The following is a 20,454-nucleotide window of genomic DNA, read 5'->3' as shown; positions in this document are numbered from 1 at the left end:
TCGACCCAGTGAAGATCACCCTGAGTGATAAACGCCTTGAAATTGAAGGCGGAGTACCCCGGGTGGGATTCGAACCCACGCTATATGGTGTTTGAGACCATTGCCTCTACCGCTGGGCTACCGGGGCTTCCTTTGAAGCGAAGGCTAGCGTATACCCTCCGTGTCCTAAACATACCGGAGATAGGTAGGCTCTTGGGGCAGCACCTGCCCTGGAACGAGGAGTCCCGTGAGCGCCGCCGAGCCCGTTGACGAGCAGTCGCACGTACCGCCGCTGACCACCCGCGTGGTGATCGCCGAGGACGAGGCTCTGATCAGGCTGGACCTGAAAGAGATGCTCGAGGAGGAGGGCTACTCCGTGGTCGGCGAGGCGGGGGACGGCGAGACGGCCGTCAAGCTCGCCGAGGAGCTGCGGCCGGACCTGGTCATCCTGGACGTGAAGATGCCGGTGCTGGACGGGATCTCGGCCGCGGAGCGGATCGCCAAGGAGAAGATCGCGCCGGTGCTGATGCTGACCGCCTTCTCGCAGCGCGAGCTGGTGGAGCGGGCCCGGGACGCGGGTGCCATGGCCTACCTGGTGAAGCCGTTCAGCAAGAGCGACGTCGTGCCGGCCATCGAGATGGCGGTGTCGCGGTTCACGGAGCTGCGGGCGCTGGAGGCGGAGGTCGCGGACCTGAGCCTGCGGCTGGAGACGCGGAAGCTGGTGGACCGGGCGAAGAGCGTCCTGCAGTCGAAGTACGGGCTGTCGGAGCCGGCCGCGTTCCGCTGGATCCAGAAGACGTCGATGGACCGCCGCATGACGATGCAGGCGGTGGCGCAGGCCGTGCTGGACGAGGTGGACGGCGCCGCCAAGTAGCGTCGGCCGGGGGCTGGTTCAGGCCGAGTGGTCGGGCCAGTCGCGCCGTGGCAGGGGGATGTCCGCTGAGGGCATCCCTTTGTCGTTGGTGACGGCGAGGTGGTCGACGGCGGCGCCGCGGGGGATGTCGAACCACAGGTCGTACTGGGCGCTGTCGTGGGCGCCGATGTCGATGGTGAGGGGCTGGCGCTTGATCTGCATGGCCTCCCAGTCCATGGCGTGCCGGCTGCCGTCGGCGAGGACGAGCCGGTGGAGGTCGTTGTCGAGGCGGGCGCTGACGGAGTCGTCGACGGTGACGCCGACGCGGATGCGGCAGAGGCGGCCTTTCGCGGGGTGTTCGGCGTGGGTGCCGACGATGACGGCGATGCCGCAGCGCAGGGCGAGGGCGCGGAATTCCAGGTTCCCCGCTGTGACGGCGGGTGCGTCGAGGGCGATTTCGAGCTGACGCAGGGGTTGGCCGGTCGTGGGTGGGGAAGGGTGGGGCCATATCGTCGCGGCGGTGAGGGCCGCTACCGTGGCCCCGGCGAGCGCTCCGGCCATGGCCGTCAGCGCGGGCCTGCGGGTCGCCCTTCGCGCAAGGCCGCCAAATCGGACGTTTTTCTGCATCTCTCCCCCGTTGGTCGTCCGGTTACCGGTAAGGACCGTTCTGTTTCCGGCACATGACCGAGGTCACCGTCCGATCACATCTCTTCCTGTGGCCTATCTGAGTGCCTGATCAGCGGATTACATTCCCGCCAACCCGCGTGTTGTTCACGCGGTCGCAATCCGGAGGGCCTACGGCCCGCCGACTCGTAATCTCAATGGGCGGCTCCAGGGGGTCGTAGTGCTCAACAACAAGTTCGTCAAGTTTGCCATCCCGGTGGCAGTTGGCGCTCTCGCGCTCACCGCATGCGGTGGCGGCAAGGACGACAGCGGCAACGGCGGCGGCGGCAAGCCGACGTTCTCCATCGGCTTCCAGGGTCCGCTGTCCGGCGACAACAGCGCGCTGGGCATCAACGAGAACAACGGTCTGAAGCTGGCCGTCGAGGAGGCCAACGCGAAGGGCGACCTGCCCTTCACGCTGAAGGTCGTGGACGGTGACGACCAGGGTCTGCCGGACCAGGCGCCCGCTGCCGCCCAGAAGCTCATCGGTGACACCAGTGTCGTCGCCGTCGTCGGCCCGGCGTTCTCCGGCCCGACGAAGGCCTCGGGTGGCCTGTACGCCCAGGCGCAGCTCGCCGCGGTGTCGCCGTCGGCGACCAACCCGGACCTGACGAACCAGGGCTTCGCCTCGTTCCTGCGCGGTGCGCCGAACGACAACGAGCAGGGTGCCGGCATGGCCGAGTACCTGTCGAAGAAGGAGAAGGCCAAGAAGGTCTTCGTCATCGACGACAAGAGCGAGTACGGCGTCGGCCTGGCCAAGGTTGCGATCGACAACCTGAAGGCCGCGGGCGTCACCGTGGAGACGGACTCCGTCCCCGCGAAGACCCCGGACTACACCGCCGCCGCGACGAAGGTCGTCAACTCGAAGGCCGACGCGCTGATCTACGCGGGTTACTACGCGGACCTGGCGCCGTTCGCCAAGAAGCTGGCCGACGGCGGCTTCAAGGGCATCGGCATCTCGGGTGACGGCTCGAACGACGCGAAGTTCGTGGAGCTGGCCGGTGCCGCGGCCAACAACTGGTTCCTGACCTGCCCGTGCACCGACGCCACGAAGAACGAGAGCACCAAGGCGTTCACCGACGCGTACACCAAGAAGTTCAACACTCCTCCGGGCACCTACTCGGCCGAGTCGTACGACATCGCGAACCTGGTCATCTCCGAGATGAAGAAGCTCGGCAAGGACGTCACGCGCGACAAGCTGCTGGCGGCCCTGAAGGCGGTCAACTACAAGGGCCTGACCAAGGAGTTCGCCTTCGACGACAAGGGTGAGCTGAAGATCAAGAACGTGTACCTGTACCAGGTCGCCGACGGCAAAATCGGCTACCTGGGTGACGTGGCCACCCTCAGCGCCAGCTGACCCGGCAACCGACACCTGAGGTGGGGGGCGTGGGGCGCGGCGCCGGTTCCGGCCGCCGCCCCGCGCTCCCCATCGCTGTGTCGGACGCGTTTTCGCCGCCCTTCACCGGCTTCAGCAAGGATTCCCACGCACGATGAATCTCTTCCACAACTTCTGGGACTACTTCATCCCAGGCTTGACGACGGGGTCCATGTACGCCGTCATCGCGATCGGGTACACCCTGGTCTACGGCGTGCTCCAGCTCATCAACTTCGCGCACAGCGAGGTCTTCATGATGGGCGGCTTCGGTTCGCTCGTCGTGCTGTCGGAGCTCGCCCCGCAGTCCCCGCACGGGTTCAACTCCGTCGTGTGGGTGATCGTCGGCATGATCGCCGGCGCCCTGGTCGGAGCGCTGACCGCGTTCGGGCTGGAGAAGGCGGCGTACAAGCCGCTGCGCAAGCGGAACGCGCCCAAGCTGGTCTTCCTGATCAGCGCCATCGGCGCGTCGTTCTTCCTGTACAACCTGGCGGGCAAGCTGTGGGGCCGCAACCCCGTGCCGATGCCGGAGCTGTACACCAACGGTGAGGTCTTCAGCGTCTTCGGCACCCCGGTCAAGATCACTCAGCTGATCATCATCGGTTCCGCGGTCGCGATGATGATCGGTCTGGACATGGTGGTCAACCGCACCAAGATGGGTGCGGGCATCCGGGCCGTGGCGCAGGACGCCGAGACCGCGGGTCTGATGGGTGTCGACATCGACAAGATCATCTCCCGTACGTTCATCATCGGCGGTCTGCTGGGTGGCGCGGCCGGCTTCCTCTACGGCTTCGGCATCTCCGGCCAGGTCTGGTTCACGGTGGGCTTCCTGCCGGGCATCAAGGCCTTCGCGGCGGCGGTGCTGGGCGGTATCGGCAACATCCGCGGTGCGATGCTGGGCGGCCTGCTGCTGGGCATCGTCGAGAACCTGAGCTCCCCGCTGTTCGGCACCCAGTGGATCGACGTGACCGCGTTCGTGGTCCTGATCCTGGTGCTGATGTTCCGTCCGACGGGCATCATGGGCGAGCGTCTGGGGAGGTCGGCATGAGCGACGCGACCGCTTCCGAGTCCTTCTCCGTGGACGTGGCCAAACTGCGCCGCAAGGCCTGGTACCAGCAGCCCCGCTGGACCCGCCTGCTCGGCATGGTGGCGCTGGGCTTCATCCTCGCGCTGATGACGGGCGAGGACGGCAACCCGGCGGAGAAGTTGTCGGCGTTCACCGGCGCCTTCGAGTCGGCGCGGCTGTACATCTGCATCGCCATCCTGGTGGGTGTCTGGGCGCTGGTGGAGTTCGGCGCTCCGGTGCGCGACGCGGCCCGGCAGAGTGCGCAGGGCGTCAGCAAGTCGCTGGAGCCGACCCGGGCGATGTTCCGGTCCAACGGCTGGCTGCGGCTGGGCGCCCTGGTGCTCGTTTTGGTGCTGGCGATCGTCATCCCCGCCAACACCACTGTGGAGTGGCAGGAGGTCCTCGTCACGCAGATGGGGGTCTTCATGATCATCGCGGTCGGCCTGAACGTGGTGGTCGGCTGGGCCGGTCTGCTGGACCTCGGCTTCATCGCCTTCTACGCGATCGGCGCGTACTCCTGCGCCTTCTGGACCGGCCACATGCCGGTGAAGCCGCCGTTCACGGTGGGCGCGCTGGAGTCGATCCCGTTCGCCATCGTCACCTGCCTGATCGCCGGTGTGCTGCTGGGCGCCCCGACGCTGCGGCTGCGCGGTGACTACCTGGCGATCGTGACGCTGGGCTTCCACGAGATCGTGTACCTGGTCGCCAAGAACTCGGACGGGTTCACCAACGGTTCGCGCGGTGTCATCGGCATCCCGCACCCGTCGATCCACATCGGTCCGATCAACTACGACTGGACGCTGGACCCGCTGCCGTACTGGTACCTGCTGCTGTTCTTCCTGGTGGTGCTGATCTTCCTGTACAACCGCCTGGAGCACTCGCGGATCGGCCGCACCTGGACGGCGATCCGGGAGGACGAGGTGGCCGCCTCCGCGACGGGCATCAACACCGTCCGGTACAAGCTGCTGGCGTTCGCGATCGGTGCGTCGACCTCGGGCCTGGCGGGCGTGGTGTACTCCAGCAAGGTCGGCTTCATCAACCCGGAGAACTTCACCATCGTGCTGTCGGTGCTCGCGCTGGCGTACGTGGTGTTCGGCGGCATGGGCTCCATCGCGGGCGTGCTGTTCGGCGCCGCGCTGCTGGTGTGGCTGCCGAACGCGCTGAAGGACTACGTTCCTCCGGCGGACCGCTTCATCTACCTGGGTGCGCTGCTCGTCATCATGATGATCTTCCGTCCGCAGGGTGTGATCCCCTCCCGCCGCAGGCAGCGCGAGCTGCACATGGCGGAGGCGGGCATCGGTGACGCCGATGCGATGACCGAGCCGACGGGAGGCGTGAAGTCGTGAACGCGGTGAAGGACGCGGGCGTGGAGCCCGGGCGGACCGGCGGAACGGTGCTGCAGGCCCGTGGCGTGACGCTGCGGTTCGGCGGTCTCACCAGCCTCTCGGACGTCGACCTGACGATGCGGCGGGGCGAGATCCTCGCGGTGATCGGCCCGAACGGCGCGGGCAAGACCTCGCTGTTCAACTCCCTGACGGGCGTGTACGTCCCGCAGGAGGGAGCGATCACCTTCCACGAGGAGGGCGGTGCGGAGCGCAAACTGCTCGGCGCCAAGCCGTACCTGGTGAACCGTTACGGTGTGGCCCGTACGTACCAGAACATCCGGCTCTTCAGCGCCCTGACGGCGCTGGAGAACGTCAAGATCGCGGCGGAGTCGCGGCAGAAGTCGGGCGCGATCTCGATCATGCTGGGCATGCCGTGGGCGCGCCGGGACGAGAAGGCCAGCGACAAGCGGGCGCAAGAGCTGCTGTCGTACGTGGGTCTGGCGGGCAAGCACAATGAGCTGGCAGCCAGTCTTTCCTACGGTGACCAGCGGCGCCTGGAGATCGCGCGGGCGCTGGCGACCGACCCGAAGGTGCTGCTGCTGGACGAGCCTGCGGCCGGTACGAACCCGACGGAGAAGCTGGAGCTGGAGCAGCTGATCCGCCGGATCAACCAGGACCTGGGCGTCAGCGTGCTGCTGATCGAGCACGACATGAAGCTCGTGATGTCGGTCGCCGACCGCGTGATGGTGCTGAACTTCGGCAAGGTGATCGCCGAGGGGCTGCCCGAGGAGGTGCAGCGCGATCCCGCGGTGATCGAGGCGTACCTGGGTTCGGCCGACGAGGAGGCCGTGGAGGCCGTCGCGGAGATGGTGGAGATCGTCGAGTCGCACCACGCGGCCGATGTTCCCGAAGTCCCCGCGCCGCGTGAGTCCGAGGAGGAGGGCCGATGACCGAGGCCGCCAACTTCGAGAAGGCGACGGCTGGTTCCGCCGCCCAGGCGCCGGCGATGCTGGAGCTGGTCGACCTGCAGGTGTTCTACGGCGCGATCCAGGCGCTGAAGGGCATCAACGTGACGGTCGGGCAGGGCGAGGTCGTGGCCCTGCTGGGCGCGAACGGCGCCGGCAAGACCACCACCCTGCGCACGATCTCCGGTCTGCTGCAGCCCCGCCACGGCGAGGTGCGGCTGGGCGGCCAGCGGATCGACGGCGTTCCCTCGCACAAGGTCGTGGAGCTCGGCATCGGCCAGTCCCCGGAGGGCCGCCGGGTCTTCCCGGTGATGACGGTGCTGGAGAACCTGGAGATGGGCGCGTACCGGTTCAAGGGCGTCTCCAAGGACGACCTGGACCGGGTGCTGACCCTCTTCCCGCGCCTGGCGGAGCGGCGTACGCAGCTGGCGGGCACCCTGTCCGGCGGTGAGCAGCAGATGCTGGCCATCGGCCGGGCGCTGATGGGCCGTCCGAACCTGCTGCTGCTCGACGAGCCGTCGATGGGTCTGGCGCCGCTGATCGTCCAGCAGATCTTCGAGATCATCAAGGAGATCAACGACCAGGGCACCACGGTGCTGCTGGTGGAGCAGAACGCCTCCCAGGCGCTGCAGTTGGCCGACCGCGGCTATGTGCTGGAGACGGGTGCGATCGTCATGGAGGACGACGCCTCGGCCCTGCTGTCCGACCCGCGCGTGCGTGCCGCCTACCTCGGTGAGGGCGCGGCGTAACGTACGGCGTCCCGCGGCACGCCGTACGGCGCGTCATACGGCAAGGCGAACGGCCCCCGGAGCATTCCGGGGGCCGTTCGCCTTGTGCGTGCCGTCCGTGCCGTCGTGCCGGACGTCAGGAGGAGACGGCGCCGGGGGTGGCCGGGGTGGCGGGGCGCAGCATGCAGGTGAGGCGGGCGGAGCAGACGCGGCGGTCCTGTTCGTCGCTGATGACGATCTCGTACGTCGCGGAGGAGCGGCCGCGGTGCACGGGGGTGGCGACCCCGGTCACCCGGCCTGAGCGCAGGCCGCGGTGGTGGGTGCAGTTGAGGTCGACCCCGACGGCGATCTTGCCGGGGCCGCCGTGCAGCATGGCGCCGATGGACCCGATGGTCTCCGCCAGGACGGCGGAGGCGCCGCCATGGAGGAGCCCGTAGGGCTGGGTGTTCCCCTCGACGGGCATGGTGCCCACGACGCGCTCCGCGGTCGCCTCGACGATCTCGATGCCCATGCGGGAGCCGAGGTCGCCGGCGGAGAAGAGCGCCACCAGGTCGACGCCGAGTCCGGCGTACTGCTCGATGACCTCCGGGGAGAAAAGGCTGGTGGTGGTCTGCTCGCCCATGGACGGTGGCTCCGATCGTCGTCGTTCGGTGTACTGGCCCGTTTTCTACCGGACGGTCAGTGGGGACCGCCGACCGGGGTCGTCGGTTCCAGCCGGACGACGACGGACTTGGACGCGGGGGTGTTGCTGGTGTCGGCGGTGTGGTCGAGGGGGACCAGCACGTTCGTCTCCGGGTAGTAGGCGGCGGCGCAGCCGCGGGCCGTCGGGTAGTGGACCACCCGGAAGCCCCCGGCGCGGCGTTCCGTGCCGTCCGTCCACTCGCTGACGAGGTCGGTGTAGGCGCCGTCGGCGAAGCCGAGGGCGGCGGCGTCCTCGGGGTGGACCAGGACGACGCGGCGGCCGCCCTTGATGCCGCGGTAGCGGTCGTCGAGGCCGTAGATGGTGGTGTTGTACTGGTCGTGCGAGCGCAGCGTCTGCAGTAGCAGCCGGCCCTCGGGCACGTGCGGGTACTCCAGGGGCGCGGCGGTGAAGTTGGCCCGCCCCGTGGCGGTGGGGAAGCTGCGGGAGTCGCGCGGGGCGTGCGGGAGGGTGAAGCCGCCGGGGCGGCGCACCTTGGCGTTGAAGTCGTCGAAGCCGGGGACCACGCGGGATATGCGGTCGCGGATCCGGTCGTAGTCGGCCTCGAGCTCCTCCCACGGCACGCGGCTGTCCGGGCCGAGGACGGCGCGGGCGAGGCGGCAGACGATGGCCGGCTCCGACAGCAGCAGGGGGCTCGCGGGCTCCAGGCCGCCGCGGGAGGCGTGCACCATGCCCATGGAGTCCTCGACGGTGACGAACTGCTCGCCGGCCGTCTGGACGTCCTTCTCGGTGCGGCCCAGGGTGGGCAGGATCAGGGCGCGGGCGCCGGTGACCACGTGGGAGCGGTTGAGCTTGGTGGACACGTGCACGGTGAGGCGGGCGCGGCGCATGGCGGCCTCGGTGACGTCCGTGTGGGTGAGGCGGCGACGAAGTTGCCGCCCATGGCGAAGAAGACCTTGGCGTCGCCGTCGCGCAGGGCGCGGATGGCGGCGACGGTGTCCAGGCCGTGCTCGCGGGGCGGGGCGAAGCCGAACTCCTTCTCCAGGGCGTCGAGGAAGGCGGGTGCGGGCTTCTCGTAGATGCCCATGGTGCGGTCGCCCTGGACGTTGCTGTGGCCGCGCACGGGGCACACGCCGGCGCCGGGGCGGCCGATGTTGCCGCGCAGGAGGAGGAAGTTGACGACCTCCTTGATGGTGGGCACGGAGTGCTTGTGCTGGGTGAGGCCCATGGCCCAGCAGACGATGACGCTCCGGGCGTCGAGCACCATGGCGAGCAGCCGGTCGATGTCGGACTGCGGGAGCCCGGTGGCGCGCAGCACCTCGTCGGGGTCGGTGGCGCGGGCCGCGGCCGCGCACGCCTCGAAACCGTGGGTGTGGCCGGCGATGAAGGCCTGGTCGAGCACGGTTCCGGGCGCCCGGTCCTCGGCCTCCAGGAGGCCCTTGTTGAGGGCGCGGAAGAGGGCCTGGTCGCCGCCGAGCCGGATCTGCAGGAAGAGGTCGGCGAGCGGTGTGCCGCCGCCGGCCAGGCCCTTGGGGGTCTGCGGGTTCTTGAAGCGCTGCAGGCCGGCCTCGGGGAGCGGGTTGACGGTGACGACCTTCGCGCCGCCCGCCTTCGCCTTCTCCAGGGCGGAGAGCATGCGGGGGTGGTTGGTGCCGGGGTTCTGCCCGGCGACGATGATCAGGTCGGCGCGGTGGAGGTCGTCCAGCAGGACGCTGCCCTTGCCGACGCCTATGGTCTCGGCGAGCGCGGAGCCGGACGACTCGTGGCACATGTTGGAGCAGTCGGGCAGGTTGTTGGTGCCGAACTCGCGGGCGAAGAGCTGGTAGAGGAAGGCGGCCTCGTTGCTGGTGCGGCCCGAGGTGTAGAAGAGGGCCTCGTCGGGGCCGGTCAGCCGGTGCAGCTCGTCGGCGACGATCTCGAAGGCGCGCTCCCAGGGGACGGGCTCGTAGTGGTCGGCGCCGTCGGGCAGGTACATGGGCTGGGTGAGGCGGCCCTGCTGGCCCAGCCAGTAGCCGCTGCGCCGGGCGAGGTCGGCGACGGGGTGCGCGGCGAAGAAGTCCGGGGTGACCCGGCGCAGGGTGGCCTCCTCGGCGACGGCCTTGGCCCCGTTCTCGCAGAACTCGGCGGTGTGCCGGTGCTCCGGCTCCGGCCAGGCGCAGCCGGGGCAGTCGAAGCCGTCCTTCTGGTTGACCCTGAGGAGGGTGAGCGCGGTCCGCCGCACTCCCATCTGCTGCTGCGCGATGCGGAGCGTGTGCCCTACGGCCGGGAGCCCGGCAGCGGCGTGCTGCGGGGCGCTGACCTCGGGTGCGTCCTGGACGGGGTCGCCTGCGGGTGCTTTGCCTGCCATGGCTTCGATCCTGCCACGACGAGGCCGCGGACCGGCAGTGTCAGTCGGGCGTGGGAGGATCGGGAACGTGGCAGCAAAGGCAGAGAAGACGAGCGCAGCGACCGGCACCGCACCCCAGGGGGGTGAGCGGCCCCGGTTGCTCCTGCTGGACGGGCACTCGCTGGCGTACCGGGCGTTCTACGCGCTGCCGGTGGAGAACTTCAACACCACCACCGGCCAGCCGACGAACGCGGTGTACGGCTTCGCTTCCATGCTGGCGAACACCCTGCGTGACGAGCGGCCGACGCATCTGGCGGTCGCGTTCGACGTCTCGCGGCGCACGTGGCGTCTGGAGGAGTTCCCCGAGTACAAGGCGACCCGCTCCACGACGCCGGACGAGTTCCGCAGCCAGGTCGGGCTGATCGGCGAGCTGCTGGACACGATGAACGTGCAGCGCTTCGCCACGGAGGGCTACGAGGCGGACGACGTGATCGCCACGCTGGCCACGCAGGCGGAGGCCCTCGGGTACGAGGTGCTGATCGTCACCGGCGACCGCGACTCCTTCCAGCTCGTCTCGGACCACGTCACGGTGCTGTACCCGACCAAGGGCGTCTCGGAGCTGACCCGGTTCACCCCGGGCAAGGTCGAGGAGAAGTACGGGCTGACCCCCACGCAGTACCCGGACTTCGCGGCGCTGCGCGGCGACCCGTCCGACAACCTGCCGGGCATCCCGGGCGTCGGCGAGAAGACCGCCGCCAAGTGGATCAACCAGTTCGGCTCGTTCGCGGAACTCGCGGAGCGCGCCGACGAGGTGAAGGGCAAGGCCGGCGAGAACCTGCGCGCCCACTTGGAGTCGGTGAAGCTGAACCGCCGGCTGACGGAGCTGGTGCGGGACGTGGAGCTGCCCTGCGGGCCGGAGCAGTTGGCGCGGCAGCCGTACGACCGGGACGCGCTCGACGTGGTGCTGGACACCCTGGAGTTCCGCCACCCCAACTTCCGGGAGCGGCTGTACGCGGCCGACCCGGGCGCCGCGCAGGAGGACGCGCCGGAGGTCGCCGGCGGCGTCGCCGTCGAGGGCCGGGTGCTGGCCGCGGGCGAGCTGGCCGGCTGGCTGGCGGAGCACGCGGGCGGGCCACTGGGCGTGGCGACGGTCGACGCGTGGGCACTGGGCGCGGGCAGTGTGTCCGAGGTGGCGCTGGCGACGGCCGAGGGACCGGCGGCGTGGTTCGACCCGGCGGCGCTGGACGAGAAGGACGAGCGGGCCTTCGCGGCGTGGCTGGCCGACGCGGCCCGGCCGAAGGTGCTGCACAACGTCAAGAACATGATGCGGGTCCTCGCCGAGCACGGCTGGTCCGTGGACGGCGTCACGATGTGCACGGCGCTGGCCGCGTACCTGGTGAAGCCCGGCCGCCGCTCGTTCGCGCTGGACGACCTGTCGGTGGAGTACCTGGGGCGTGAACTGGCCCCCGCGGGCGGCGTGGACGGCCAGTTGGCCTTCGGCGCGGACGACGAGGCGGAGACCGAGGCCCTGATGGTGCAGGCGCGCACCGTGCTGGACCTGGGCGAGGCGTTCGCCGCACGGCTGGAGCAGGACGGCGCGCGGCGGCTGCTGGAGGAGGTGGAGCTGCCGACCTCGGCGCTGCTGGCGCGGATGGAGCGGGCGGGCATCGCCGCGGACCGCGAGCATCTGGAGCGCCTGGAGCAGCGGTTCGCGGGCGAGGTGCAGCTCGCCGTGAAGGAGGCGCACGCCGCGGTCGGGCACGAGTTCAACCTGGGCTCCCCCAAGCAGCTGCAGGAGGTGCTCTTCGGCGAGCTGGGGCTGCCCAAGACGAAGAAGACCAAGACGGGTTACACCACCGACGCGGACGCGCTGGCGTGGCTGGCGGCGCAGACCGAGCACGAGCTGCCGGTGATCATGCTGCGGCACCGGGAGCAGGCGAAGCTGCGGGTGACGGTCGAGGGGCTGGTCAAGACGATCGCTCCCGACGGGCGGATCCACACCACGTTCAGCCAGATCGTGGCGGCCACGGGCCGGCTGTCGTCGACCGACCCCAACCTGCAGAACGTGCCGGTGCGCACCGACGAGGGCCGGGCGATCCGCCGCGGTTTCGTGGTCGGCGAGGGCTACGAGTCGCTGCTGACCGCCGACTACAGCCAGATCGAACTGCGGGTGATGGCCCACCTGTCGGAGGACGAGGGGCTGATCGCGGCCTTCGACTCCGGCGAGGACCTGCACACCACCGTCGGCAGTTACGTCTTCTCGGTGCCGCCGGAGCAGGTGGACGCCGAGATGCGCCGCAAGATCAAGGCGATGTCGTACGGCCTGGCGTACGGGCTGTCGGCCTTCGGCCTGTCGCAGCAGCTGGGCATCGAGGCGGCGGAGGCGCGCGGCCTGATGGAGACGTACTTCCAGCGCTTCGGCGGCGTGCGGGACTATCTGCAGCGCGTGGTGGAGGAGGCCCGGGTCACCGGCTACACCGAGACCCTGATGGGCCGCCGCCGTTACCTTCCGGACCTCACCAGCGACAACCGGCAGCGACGCGAGATGGCCGAGCGGATGGCGCTGAACGCGCCGATCCAGGGCTCGGCCGCCGACATCGTCAAGATCGCGATGCTGAAGGTGGACGCGGCGCTGGCGCAGGAGGGGCTGCGGTCCCGGCTGCTGCTCCAGGTGCACGACGAAATCGTGGTCGAGGTCGCGCCCGGCGAGCGCGCCGCGGTGGAGGAGCTGGTCCGCCGCGAGATGGCGGCCGCCTACCCGTTGCGGGCGCCGCTGGACGTCTCCGTGGGCGTCGGCGCGGACTGGGAGTCGGCGGCCCACTGACCGGGCGTCCCCCGGCCGTCGCGGCGGTCGGCGCGGTGCGTGAGGTGCACCGCGCCGGCGCAGGCCGCGGCGGCCAGGGCGAGTCCCGCGCCGGCGCCGAAGAGCACGGCCGGGATCATCCCGGCGGCGTCGCCGGTGGCCCCGTACCACTGCTCCGCGCGCACGGCGGCGCCGGCGGCCGTGGTGGCGCCGAGGACGGTCAGGGCGAGCCGGCGGGCCCGGCGGGAGAGCCGGGGCACCGGCGAGGGGCGCTTTTCGGCCGGTTCACCGGGCACGGCCGCCGGTTCACCGGGCACGGCCCTGAGGGCCCGCAGCCCGTAGCAGCCCAGCACCACCAGCGCCACGGCCGAGCTGCCGTACTGGGCGTACTTGTGCAGGGCCGTGCCGTGCACCTCGTGGTCGAGCGCGGGCAGCAGGCGCACGCCCCACCGTCCGGGGTGGGTGAAGGCGTCCCAGACCACGTGGGTGGTCGCCCCCGCCACCGCCGACAGCCAGAAGGCCGCGGCCGAGCGCACCGAGGAGCGCGGGCGGTCGCCGGCGCCCACCAGGGCAGCGATGCCCGCCTGCCGGCGCTCGGGCAGCAGCGCCACCATCGGGCCGCGCAGCACCGCCCAGCCGCACACCAGCCCGGCGGCGACGACCGGGTCCACGAGGACGACGCCCAACGGGGCGTGGGTGAGCTGTCCGTAGCCGAAGAGGCCCCGCACCAGCGAATCGGCGAAGTAGGGCACGTCGGGGGCGAAGGAGCCGGCGACGAGGGCGGCGGCCACCAGCGGGCCGCGTCCCCGTACGGTGCCGGCGGGGTCCTGCCGCAGACCCGGCAGGACGGCCAACGCATGACTCATCGTGAACGGCATGCAACCTCTTCCGGAACACATCGGTCCGATCAGTATGCGACGTCCGGGACGGTGGCTCCGTTCAGGAAGTTGCCGTAGGGTCACCAGGGTTGCCACGCAGGGAGACGGGCGACGCGGCTTTCGGGAGGGGCTTCGGGTATGCGAGCGCGGTACGGACGGCGGATCCGCAGGGGAGTCGCGGGCACCGCGGTGGCCGCCGCGGCCATGGCGGCGCTGACGGGTTCCCAGGCCCCCGGACTCCTGCCGGGCGTCCTCAACACCAGTGCCGGTGCCCCGATCGTGCCCCCGCCGGGCGACCCCATCGACGGCAACTCGTCGGAGTACCTGACCGAGCTCCCGCCGCTCAACACGCCCCCTCCGGGCAGCTCCACCACCACCGACGCCGGAACCGGCACCGTGACCACCGGCGGCACCGGCCTGCCGGCGTCCGTGCTGGAGGCCTACCGCAGGGCCGAGACGGCCCTCGCCGCCAGCGACCCGGGCTGCAACATGCGCTGGGAGCTGCTGGCCGCGATCGGCCAGGTCGAGTCCAACCAGGCGCGCGGCGGCAACGTCGACTCGGCGGGCACCACGCTCTCCCCCATCCTGGGCCCGGTCCTCAACGGCGACGGCTTCGCGAACATCACGGACACCGACGGCGGCAAGTGGGACGGGGACACCGTCCACGACCGTGCGATAGGCCCGATGCAGTTCATCCCGTCGACCTGGGACACCTGGGGCGCCGACGGCAACGACGACGGGGTCAGCGACCCGAACAACATATTCGACGCGGCGCTCGCCGCCGGCCGCTACCTCTGCGCGGGCAACCGCGACCTGTCGATCGAGAGCAACCTGCACCAGGCGATCCTGGGCTACAACAACTCGACGGCGTACCTGAACACGGTCCTGTCCTGGTACGACCACTTCCGTGACGGTGACGTCGTCTCCCTCCCCGACATCGGCGACGCGGGCAGCGACACGCCCCACAACCCGCCGGTCTCCACGACGCCCTCCGCCTCGCCGTCGCCGACGTGGTCCCCGAGCATGAGCGCCTCGCCGACGAAGAAGCCCACCCCGACCGCGTCCTCCAGCGGCACGATCGGCACCCCGTCGGGCCACCCCTCGCCCACCGACTCCCCGACGACGGGCCCCAGCACGGACCCGACGGATCCGACCACGGACCCGACCGACCCGTCCGGCCCGACGGACCCGCCGACCTGCCCGACGGACTCCGGCTCACCCACGGCGACCCCCACCGACACGACGTCCCCGTCGCAGACCGGTACGCCCGACCCGTGCGCGACGGCCTCCCCCGGGGACAGCCCGTCACCGACGGAGACCGAGGGCGGCACCGCCACCGGCCCGGTCAACTGACGCCGTAGAACCTGTTCTCATTTCACCTCCCGGTTGCTACGGTGCACCGGCCCAGCCGACGTAGCCGTACGACCGGGAGGTACGGCCATGCGCGCAGTCATCGCCGCGGCCATCGGACTCGTCGCCGCGTTCGCGATCGTCCTTCTCGTGACCGCGGTCGGTCCGCCGGACGGCAGCACCTCCCCCGAGCCGCTGCTCACCACCGTCCCCGCGCACCCGTAGGAGGGCGGTCCCATGCGCCGCAGGTCAAGCCTGGTCCTGCTGTCCCTCGCGGTGTTCTTCACCGCGCTGTCGCCCCTCGTCCGCTGGTACGCGTTCCCGCGGCTGGCGAAGATCCCGGCGGGCCAGTACCAGGCGGTCGTCCTGGAGGCGCGGGACGCCACGCTGCTCGACTACGGCACGATGCGGCCGAAGAAGGTCTCCAAGGTCAGCATCGTGCAGACCCTCAAGGGCGACGTGGAGGAGGCCCGCAGGATCGACCGGGCCACCGGACGTGACGTGGTCGTGTGGGACGGGCTGGCCTACGTGGTGGGCCCGGACGGCGCGATGGTCTCCCAGGTGCCCGAGCGGTACGTCTTCGACGCCCACACGCAGGAGCCCGTCCACGCGGGGGGCGAGAGCGTGGACGGCGACGCCGTCCGACGGCGGGGCGTCGAGTTCAAGTTCCCCTTCCTGATCGAGAAGCGGGACTACTACTACTTCGACGCGCAGGCGCGGACCTCCGCGCCCATCCACTACCGGGGCACGCAGGAGTTCCGCGGGCTGGAGGTCTACTACTTCGAGCAGACCGTGCCGTGGACCGAGGTGCCGCTGCCGAAGAAGATGCCGGTCGAGGGCGTCACCCCGCAGACCGTCGCGGCGATGGGCATGGAGCGCTGGTACACCACCAAGCGCATGTTCTGGGTGGACCCCGTCACCGGGGCGCCGGTCAACGACGAGGAGGTCCACCGCGAGGAGATGCGCTTCACCGACGGGAAGCAGCGGCCGATCACCGCGTTCGCCGGGCACGTGAGGATGCGCGAGGACTACGTCCGGCACACCGTGGCCCTGGTGAGGTCCCAGCGGCAGGCGGTGCTGCTGCTGACCTCCTACCTGCCGTGGGGCTCCCTCGCACTCGGCGTCGCGCTGCTGTCGCTCGCGCTCGTCCTGGAGGCGCGCGGCCGCCGCCCGGCAGCGGGCGGCGCCGGCGGCCTCAGCGACGCGAAGGGGAGTCGTCCTCCCCGATGTGGTGCACGCGCACGAGGTTGGTGGTCCCGGGGACACCGGGCGGCGAGCCCGCCGTGATGACGACGACGTCGCTCTCCTGGCAGCGGCCGATGCGCAGCAGCTGCTCGTCGACCTGGTCGACCATCTCGTCGGTCGTCTGCACCATCGGCCCGAGGAAGGTCTCCACGCCCCAGGTCAGGCTGAGCTGGGAGCGGGTGGCCGGCTCGGGGCTGAAGGCGAGCACGGGGATCGGCGAGCGGTAGCGGGACAGCCGCCGCGCGGTGTCGCCGGACTGCGTGAAGGCCACCAGGTACTTGGCGTCGAGGAAGTCGCCCATCTCCGCGGCCGCGCGCGCGACGGCGCCGCCCTGGGTGCGGGGCTTGTTCTGCTCGGTCAGCGGCGGCAGGCCCGCCGCGAGCATGTCCTCCTCGGCGGCGGCGACGATCCGGCCCATGGTCCTGACCGTCTCGACGGGGTGCTTGCCGACGCTGGTCTCGCCGGAGAGCATGACCGCGTCGGCGCCGTCCACGACGGCGTTGGCGACGTCGGAGGCCTCCGCGCGGGTGGGCCGCGAGGAGTCGATCATCGACTCCAGCATCTGCGTCGCGACGATCACCGGCTTGGCGTTGCGCCGGGCGAGGGAGACGGCGCGCTTCTGCACCATCGGCACGGCCTCCAGCGGCATCTCGACGCCGAGGTCGCCGCGGGCAACCATGATCCCGTCGAACGCGGCGACGATCTCCTCGAGGTTGTCGACCGCCTGCGGCTTCTCGACCTTGGCGATGACGGGGACCCGGCGGTCCTCCTCGCGCATGATGCGCAGCACGTCCTCGACGTCCCGGCCGCTGCGGACGAAGGACAGCGCGATGATGTCGGCACCGATGCGCAGCGCCCAGCGCAGGTCCTCGACGTCCTTCTCGGACAGGGCGGGCACGGAGACCGCGACACCGGGGAGGTTGAGCCCCTTGTTGTCGGAGATCAGGCCGCCCTCGATGCACAGGGTGCGGACCCGGGGGCCCTCGACGCCCGTGACCTCCAGGGTGACGCGGCCGTCGTCGACGAGGATCCGCTCACCGCGCGTGACGTCGGCGGCGAGGCCCTTGTAGGTGGTGCCGCAGACCAGGCGGTCGCCCTCGACCTCCTCGGTGGTGATCGTGAACTCGTCACCGCGTTCAAGGAGTACGGGGCCCTCGGCGAAGCGTCCCAGCCGGATCTTCGGGCCTTGAAGGTCCGCGAGGACACCGACGCTGCGGCCGGTCTCGTCGGCGGCCTTGCGCACGCGCTGGTACCGGTCCTCGTGATCGGCGTGGCAACCGTGGCTCATGTTCAGGCGGGCGACGTCCATGCCGGCCTCGACCAGAGCCTTGATCTGGTCGTAGGAGTCCGTGGCGGGCCCGAGGGTACAGACGATTTTTGCTCGGCGCATGGGGTGAGCCTATGACCTACTTCACAGTAGGTACCTCGTGGCAGGCGACTGTCCAACGTCAGCCTGATTAACGGTTGTTGACAAGTGGTGAAGTGAGCCCGGGTCCGCTCTGATGAGCACACCGCCGGTGTGCCGGGTCTCAGCCCGACAGGTCGGGGGCGGTCATCGTGAAGTGCGCGGTGACCTGCGCGTACACGCTCTGTCGCTCCGGTTCCATGTCAAGGGCGCGGGCCGTCTCCTCGGCGCCGCCGGGCGCCGCGAAGGCGGCGGTCCGCATCGCCGGACGGGCAGCGCGGAAGGGCGCCGACTGCTGCACGCCCTCGTCGGCCAGCTCGACCAGCGCGACCAGGCGGGCGCCGAGCGCCTCCGCGTACCCGCGGGCGCGCTGCACAGCGTCCCGCACGGCCTGCCGGCGGGCCTCGGCGTAGGCCGGGGAGTCGGGGCGCAGCGACCACCACGGGCCGTCGACACGGGTGAGCTCCAGATCGGCCAGCCGGGTGGTGAGCTCCCCCAGGGCGGTGAAGTCGGTGAGGGTGGCGCCGACGCGCACGCTGCCGTGGTACGCCCGTACGCGCTCGCCGCGGCCCCGCTCCCGCAGCTCGGGGGTGATCACGAAGGCGCCGGTCTCCAGTTTCTCGACGGCGTCGGTGCAGCCCTTGACGAGGTCGAGCACCTGCGCGTTGCGCCGGCTGAGGTCGTCCAGGGTGGCGCGGCGGTCGGTGCCCCGGGCGCTGACGGTGACGGCGATCCGGGCGAGCTCGGGCTCGACCTCGAGGGTCGCCTCACCGCGTACCCCCACGTGCGGGGTCTCGGGCGTCGGGTACGTCCTGGCCGGTTCTGTGGTCATGCGTCCCACCCTGCCAGGCCGGTGCCGCCGTGACGAGTCATCTGTTCGCAGCCCGGCGGGGGTGTTGCCCGGAGCACCCTTGCGCCAGAATCTACGCGCGTTAACCGCATGAACGGACGATCATCCCGCCCCCGGCGACCGCCCGGGGCGCTCACCGGACACCAGGAGCCGACGTATGCCGCTGAACCGCAGGGACTTCCTCAACCGCTCCGCCGCCACCGGCGCGGGACTCGCGCTCGCCGGCACGGCCGGCACCGTGGCCGGCGCGGCTCCGGCCCAGGCCACGGGCCGCCACGGGCACGGGCACGGCCACGGTCACGCTCCGAAGAGGTACTCCTTCAGCGTCCTCGGCACCACCGACCTGCACGGCAACGTCTTGAACTGGGACTACTTCACCGACGCCGAGTACGACGACGCGGCGCACAACGACGTCGGCCTGGCCAAGATCTCCACCCTGGTCTCCCGGCTGCGCGCGGCCAAGGGCCGCGAGAACACCCTGCTCATCGACGCCGGCGACACCATCCAGGGCACCCAGCTGTCGTACTACTACGCCAAGATCGACCCGATCACCGCCGAGCACGGCCCGGTGCACCCGATGGCACAGGCCATGAACGCCATCGGCTACGACGCGGCGGCGCTGGGCAACCATGAGTTCAACTACGGCATCCCGGTGCTGCGCAAGTTCGAGGAGCAGTGCGACTTCCCGCTGCTCGGCGCCAACGCGCTCGACGCGCGCACGGGCCGGCCGGCCTTCCCGCCGTACTCCTTCCACCGGCTGCGGGTGAAGGGCGCGCCCGACGTGAAGGTGGCGGTCCTGGGCCTGACCAACCCCGGCATCGCGATCTGGGACAAGGCCAACGTGCAGGGCAGGATGACCTTCCCGGGCCTGGAGGAGCAGGCCGCGAAGTACGTGCCGCGGCTGCGCGCGATGGGGGCCGACGTGGTCGTCGTCTCGGCCCACAGCGGCTCCTCCGGCACCTCCTCCTACGGTGACCAGTTGCCGTACGTCGAGAACGCGGCGGCGCTCGTCGCCGAGCAGGTGCCGGGCATCGACGCGATCCTGGTCGGCCACGCCCACTCCGAGATCCCCGAGTACGTGGTGGCCAACAAGCGGACCGGCCAGGGCGTGGTGCTGTCCGAGCCGCTGAAGTGGGGCCAGCGCCTGACCGTCTTCGACTTCGACCTGGAGCTGGTCCGCGGCAGGTGGGAGGTCGTCACGGTCGGCGCGTCCGTCCTCAACTCCAACACGGTCGAGGAGGACCCGCGGATCGTCCGGCTGCTCGCGGACGAGCACAAGGAGGTCGTCGCCTACGTCAACCAGGTGATCGGCACCTCGGCCGCCGCGATGTCGGCCCAGGAGTCCCCCTACAAGGACACGCCGATCATCGACTTCATCAACTTCGTCCAAGCCGAGACCGTCAAGGCCGCGCTCGCCGGGACGGAGCACGCCGCCCTGCCGGTGCTGTCGCAGGCGGCGTGCTTCTCGCGCACCGCCGCCATCCCGGCGGGTCAGGTCACCATCCGCGACGTGGCCGGGCTGTACGTCTTCGAGAACACCCTGGAGGCCCGGGTCCTGACCGGCGCCCAGGTCAAGGCGTACATCGAGTTCTCCGCGAACTACTTCGTGCAGACGGCGCCCGGCGCGCCCGTCGACGTCGCGAAGCTGACGAACGCGAGCGGCACGCCCGACTACAACTACGACGTGGTCAGCGGCGTCACCTATGACGTCGACATCTCCCGCCCGGCCGGTTCCCGGGTGTCGAACGTGCTCTTCCAGGGCGCGCCGATCGACGAGTCGGCCCGTTTCGTGCTGGCCGTCAACAACTACCGGGCCAACGGCGGCGGCAACTTCCCCGGCGTCGCCACCGCCCAGCAGGTGTGGGCGAACTCCGAGGAGATCCGGAACACCATCATCGCCTGGGTGCGGGCCAACGGCTCCATCGACCCGGCCCGGTTCGCCTCGCAGGACTGGCGGCTGACCCGCGCCGGTGTGCCGGTGTTCTAGGCCGTCCGCGGGCCGGCCC

The 20,454-nt window shown here is 70.7% G+C and carries 16 protein-coding genes, 1 tRNA gene and 1 pseudogene; 11 read left to right on the top strand and 7 right to left on the bottom strand.

Features of this window, described 5'->3' with window-relative positions; genetic code table 11:
- Positions 1-54 precede the first annotated feature (54 nt).
- Positions 55-127: transfer RNA gene (locus ACFZAU_RS16725), tRNA-Leu, on the bottom strand.
- Between the two features lie 99 nt (positions 128-226).
- On the opposite strand from ACFZAU_RS16725, the gene ACFZAU_RS16720 reads away from it, so the two are divergent.
- Complete coding sequence (locus ACFZAU_RS16720; RefSeq protein ID WP_500459425.1) at positions 227-853, top strand: ANTAR domain-containing response regulator; 627 nt, start codon at positions 227-229, stop codon at positions 851-853.
- A gap of 18 nt (positions 854-871) precedes the next feature.
- Here ACFZAU_RS16720 and ACFZAU_RS16715 read toward each other — a convergent pair whose 3' ends face one another.
- Positions 872-1,393: a hypothetical protein gene (locus ACFZAU_RS16715; protein WP_500552750.1), complete on the bottom strand. Its 522-nt coding sequence runs from the start codon at positions 1,391-1,393 to the stop codon at positions 872-874.
- A 319-nt stretch (positions 1,394-1,712) separates the two neighbouring features.
- On the opposite strand from ACFZAU_RS16715, the gene ACFZAU_RS16710 reads away from it, so the two are divergent.
- The 5 genes from ACFZAU_RS16710 to ACFZAU_RS16690 all read left to right on the top strand — a co-directional run bounded on the left by ACFZAU_RS16710 (position 1,713) and on the right by ACFZAU_RS16690 (position 6,972).
- Positions 1,713-2,852 (top strand): branched-chain amino acid ABC transporter substrate-binding protein, encoded by a 1,140-nt coding sequence (locus tag ACFZAU_RS16710; RefSeq protein ID WP_499606074.1) that lies wholly within the window; start codon positions 1,713-1,715, stop codon positions 2,850-2,852.
- A 133-nt stretch (positions 2,853-2,985) separates the two neighbouring features.
- Positions 2,986-3,915, top strand: coding sequence for a branched-chain amino acid ABC transporter permease (locus tag ACFZAU_RS16705; RefSeq protein WP_500552749.1), 930 nt, complete (start codon positions 2,986-2,988; stop codon positions 3,913-3,915).
- Complete coding sequence (locus tag ACFZAU_RS16700; protein ID WP_500552748.1) at positions 3,912-5,279, top strand: branched-chain amino acid ABC transporter permease; 1,368 nt, start codon at positions 3,912-3,914, stop codon at positions 5,277-5,279. Before ACFZAU_RS16705 ends, ACFZAU_RS16700 begins: the two co-directional genes overlap by 4 nt.
- The gene (locus tag ACFZAU_RS16695) at positions 5,276-6,208 is read left to right on the top strand and encodes an ABC transporter ATP-binding protein (RefSeq protein WP_500552747.1); all 933 of its coding nucleotides are present in this window, start codon (positions 5,276-5,278) and stop codon (positions 6,206-6,208) included. Before ACFZAU_RS16700 ends, ACFZAU_RS16695 begins: the two co-directional genes overlap by 4 nt.
- Complete coding sequence (locus ACFZAU_RS16690) at positions 6,205-6,972, top strand: ABC transporter ATP-binding protein (RefSeq protein ID WP_500459430.1); 768 nt, start codon at positions 6,205-6,207, stop codon at positions 6,970-6,972. Before ACFZAU_RS16695 ends, ACFZAU_RS16690 begins: the two co-directional genes overlap by 4 nt.
- 115 nt (positions 6,973-7,087) lie before the next feature.
- Here the strand turns inward: ACFZAU_RS16690 and ACFZAU_RS16685 are convergent, their stop codons facing one another.
- Both ACFZAU_RS16685 and ACFZAU_RS16680 read right to left on the bottom strand, forming a co-directional pair.
- Positions 7,088-7,573, bottom strand: a complete 486-nt coding sequence (locus ACFZAU_RS16685) for a PaaI family thioesterase (RefSeq protein WP_499606066.1) — start codon at positions 7,571-7,573, stop codon at positions 7,088-7,090.
- 56 nt (positions 7,574-7,629) lie between these two features.
- Positions 7,630-9,938, bottom strand: a pseudogene (locus ACFZAU_RS16680) (FdhF/YdeP family oxidoreductase).
- 67 nt (positions 9,939-10,005) lie between these two features.
- Between ACFZAU_RS16680 and polA the strand changes: the two are divergent.
- Positions 10,006-12,741, top strand: a complete 2,736-nt coding sequence (gene polA, locus ACFZAU_RS16675) for a DNA polymerase I (protein ID WP_500552746.1) — start codon at positions 10,006-10,008, stop codon at positions 12,739-12,741.
- Here the strand turns inward: polA and ACFZAU_RS16670 are convergent.
- Complete coding sequence (locus ACFZAU_RS16670; protein WP_500552745.1) at positions 12,672-13,586, bottom strand: DUF4184 family protein; 915 nt, start codon at positions 13,584-13,586, stop codon at positions 12,672-12,674. The genes polA and ACFZAU_RS16670 overlap by 70 nt on opposite strands.
- A gap of 150 nt (positions 13,587-13,736) precedes the next feature.
- On the opposite strand from ACFZAU_RS16670, the gene ACFZAU_RS16665 reads away from it, so the two are divergent.
- The 3 genes from ACFZAU_RS16665 to pgfA all read left to right on the top strand — a co-directional run bounded on the left by ACFZAU_RS16665 (position 13,737) and on the right by pgfA (position 16,235).
- Entirely contained in the window at positions 13,737-14,951 is a 1,215-nt protein-coding gene (locus tag ACFZAU_RS16665; protein WP_500552744.1) for a lytic transglycosylase domain-containing protein, read from the top strand.
- Between the two features lie 87 nt (positions 14,952-15,038).
- Positions 15,039-15,173, top strand: a complete 135-nt coding sequence (locus ACFZAU_RS16660) for an SPW_0924 family protein (RefSeq protein WP_107418524.1) — start codon at positions 15,039-15,041, stop codon at positions 15,171-15,173.
- Between the two features lie 12 nt (positions 15,174-15,185).
- Positions 15,186-16,235, top strand: a complete 1,050-nt coding sequence (gene pgfA, locus ACFZAU_RS16655) for a cell envelope lipid trafficking protein PgfA (RefSeq protein ID WP_500552743.1) — start codon at positions 15,186-15,188, stop codon at positions 16,233-16,235.
- Here pgfA and pyk read toward each other — a convergent pair.
- Both pyk and ACFZAU_RS16645 read right to left on the bottom strand, forming a co-directional pair.
- Positions 16,144-17,583: a pyruvate kinase gene (gene pyk, locus ACFZAU_RS16650; RefSeq protein WP_500552742.1), complete on the bottom strand. Its 1,440-nt coding sequence runs from the start codon at positions 17,581-17,583 to the stop codon at positions 16,144-16,146. The two genes, pgfA and pyk, sit on opposite strands and share 92 nt — an antisense overlap.
- A 139-nt stretch (positions 17,584-17,722) precedes the next feature.
- Complete coding sequence (locus tag ACFZAU_RS16645; protein ID WP_499606054.1) at positions 17,723-18,430, bottom strand: SIMPL domain-containing protein; 708 nt, start codon at positions 18,428-18,430, stop codon at positions 17,723-17,725.
- A gap of 175 nt (positions 18,431-18,605) precedes the next feature.
- Here ACFZAU_RS16645 and ACFZAU_RS16640 point away from each other — a divergent pair, with 175 nt between their 5' ends.
- Positions 18,606-20,435, top strand: coding sequence for a bifunctional metallophosphatase/5'-nucleotidase (locus ACFZAU_RS16640; RefSeq protein ID WP_500552741.1), 1,830 nt, complete (start codon positions 18,606-18,608; stop codon positions 20,433-20,435).
- Positions 20,436-20,454 lie beyond the last annotated feature (19 nt).

Origin of the sequence: Streptomyces sp. NPDC008238 (assembly GCF_042956445.1) — a bacterium.
In the GTDB taxonomy this organism is placed as follows: Bacteria; Actinomycetota; Actinomycetes; order Streptomycetales; family Streptomycetaceae; genus Actinacidiphila.
This window is presented reverse-complemented; position numbering and strand designations above follow the sequence as displayed.

Coding starts and splice junctions, on each gene's coding strand:
- ACFZAU_RS16715 (WP_500552750.1), bottom strand. CDS start 1,393: ATGGCCGGAGCGCTCGCCGGGGCCACGGTAGCGGCCCTCACCGCCGCG.
- ACFZAU_RS16705 (WP_500552749.1), top strand. CDS start 2,986: ATGAATCTCTTCCACAACTTCTGGGACTACTTCATCCCAGGCTTGACG.
- ACFZAU_RS16700 (WP_500552748.1), top strand. CDS start 3,912: ATGAGCGACGCGACCGCTTCCGAGTCCTTCTCCGTGGACGTGGCCAAA.
- ACFZAU_RS16690 (WP_500459430.1), top strand. CDS start 6,205: ATGACCGAGGCCGCCAACTTCGAGAAGGCGACGGCTGGTTCCGCCGCC.
- ACFZAU_RS16685 (WP_499606066.1), bottom strand. CDS start 7,573: ATGGGCGAGCAGACCACCACCAGCCTTTTCTCCCCGGAGGTCATCGAG.
- ACFZAU_RS16670 (WP_500552745.1), bottom strand. CDS start 13,586: ATGAGTCATGCGTTGGCCGTCCTGCCGGGTCTGCGGCAGGACCCCGCC.
- ACFZAU_RS16665 (WP_500552744.1), top strand. CDS start 13,737: ATGCGAGCGCGGTACGGACGGCGGATCCGCAGGGGAGTCGCGGGCACC.
- ACFZAU_RS16660 (WP_107418524.1), top strand. CDS start 15,039: ATGCGCGCAGTCATCGCCGCGGCCATCGGACTCGTCGCCGCGTTCGCG.
- pgfA (WP_500552743.1), top strand. CDS start 15,186: ATGCGCCGCAGGTCAAGCCTGGTCCTGCTGTCCCTCGCGGTGTTCTTC.
- pyk (WP_500552742.1), bottom strand. CDS start 17,583: ATGCGCCGAGCAAAAATCGTCTGTACCCTCGGGCCCGCCACGGACTCC.
- ACFZAU_RS16645 (WP_499606054.1), bottom strand. CDS start 18,430: ATGACCACAGAACCGGCCAGGACGTACCCGACGCCCGAGACCCCGCAC.
- ACFZAU_RS16640 (WP_500552741.1), top strand. CDS start 18,606: ATGCCGCTGAACCGCAGGGACTTCCTCAACCGCTCCGCCGCCACCGGC.